The sequence below is a fragment of the Pseudomonas sp. SWRI154 genome, from assembly GCF_014268645.1.
In the GTDB taxonomy this organism is placed as follows: Bacteria; Pseudomonadota; Gammaproteobacteria; order Pseudomonadales; family Pseudomonadaceae; genus Aquipseudomonas; species Aquipseudomonas marvdashtae.
This window is the reverse complement of the sequence record NZ_JABWQW010000059.1, coordinates 1-1,891: the sequence shown is the minus strand read 5'-3', so window position 1 is coordinate 1,891 and position 1,891 is coordinate 1. Positions and strand designations below refer to the sequence as shown.

The following is a 1,891-nucleotide window of genomic DNA, read 5'->3' as shown; positions in this document are numbered from 1 at the left end:
TCGTCAAAGCCCAATACTTGCGTGTGTCACGAACGCTGGCGTAAGCCAGCGATGCTGTATCGAAGATGGGAGTAGGCCTCCCGAAGTCCGCTTGCAGGAGCTGGCTTCAAACCGCCCGGTGCTGCTGCGTTCAAAAGGCGTGGTGGTGAGCGACCGTGGAAAAGGCGTCAATAAAGGCGTCAGGTACGTATTGAGCAGATGAGCGAAAGCAAACCGTCCGAAGACGCATCGTTAAGGGCTCAAGCGCTGTCAGAACCGAGGCTGGCAAGTAGCCTTGGGAGCAAGTCTGGAGGACACCTGCTTACCGTCCAGATGGCAGCCGGTGTATAGGCGGCATGAGCTCAATACAGGCTTTGATATGGAACGTGAGAACCTCGCCTTTGATGCCAAGGGAAATGACAAGCGGCTATCACCGCAAGAAAGAATACCGATGCAAAGGCCGAGGGGCGGAGCCATTCGTAGTAGTGATGAAGTTCTTGTAATGAGAATGGAGCGAAGGGATGGCGTTGCCCAGCTCGCTTATGTCGTCAACCGGCTTCGGCGGGGAAGAGCGGCATGAGCGCAGCAAAGTCGTACAGCATTTCCAAACTGATAGTTTGGGAGGCCTTCCAGCGAGTGAAAGCCAATCGAGGAGCCGCTGGGATAGATGAACAATCTATTGCCCAGTTCGAGCAGAAGCTGCAACGGAACCTGTACAAGGTTTGGAACCGCCTGTCGTCGGGTTCCTATTTTCCGCCACCGGTTCGGCAGGTGGAAATTCCGAAGCAATCAGGAGGCAAACGCAAGCTGGGTATTCCGACAGTAGCCGATCGGGTGGCTCAGACCGCCGTCAAGCTACTTATAGAGCCGCGTCTGGACTGTCTTTTTCATTCGGATTCCTATGGATACCGGCCGGGAAAATCAGCCAAACAGGCGGTCGAGATCACTCGCAGGCGCTGCTGGAATATGAATTGGGTGGTGGAGTTTGATATCAAGGGGGCTTTTGATCATATCGATCATGAACTGCTGCTCAAAGCTGTGAGGCGTCATGTGAAGGATGTCTGGATTCTGTTGTATATCGAACGGTGGCTTAAAGCGCCGTTTGAGACTGCTGACGGCGTTCAGGTACCACGTGAAAGCGGTACACCCCAAGGTGGGATTGTCAGTCCCTTATTGATGAATCTGTTCATGCACTATGCGTTCGATGCCTGGATACAACGGACTTTTCCAGGTTGTCCATTTGCACGCTACGCCGACGATGCGGTGGTTCACTGCCGTAGCGAAAAGCAGGCGTGTGAGGTCATGGCGGCAATCAAGGCTCGTCTGGAAGAGTGCCTGCTGACCATGCACCCGGAAAAGTCGAAGATCGTTTATTGCAAGGACAGTAACCGCAAGGCAGCGTACCCAACGACGCAGTTCACGTTCCTGGGGTTCACCTTCCGGCCACGGGAGGCATGGGGCAATAATGGACGCCGGTTTACCAGCTTTCTGCCCGGAGCCAGTAATGAGGCGTTAAAACGAATGCGTCAACGAACTCGCAGCTGGAATATCCAGCGGCAAACACCAGCCAGCCTTTTTGAACTGTCAACGCAGTACAACGCCATTCTTAGTGGATGGTGGAATTACTATGGAGCTTTCTACAAAACGGTGATGCACAAGGTCTTCAATCACTTTGATTTGAAGCTACAACGCTGGGCCCGTCGGAAATACAAGCCATTGGCGGGGCGCAAGCGCCGCAGTGCTGACTGGCTCAACCGAATGAAGGAAGCATGTCCATCGTTGTTCGTGCACTGGCATGTCTATGGAGATGAGTCTCGACTGGGCAACGGGAGCCGTATGAGTTGAGAGGCTCACGTACGGTTCTGCGAGAGGCTGAAGGTGAAACTCCTACGGCCTACTTACCACGGAACGC

At 53.9% G+C, this 1,891-nt stretch carries 1 protein-coding gene; it reads left to right on the top strand.

The features are described 5' to 3' along the window. The first annotated feature begins 555 nt into the window (after positions 1-555). On the top strand, positions 556-1,824 hold the full coding sequence (gene ltrA / locus HU806_RS26110; protein WP_186615773.1) for a group II intron reverse transcriptase/maturase: 1,269 nt from the start codon (positions 556-558) through the stop codon (positions 1,822-1,824). Positions 1,825-1,891 lie beyond the last annotated feature (67 nt).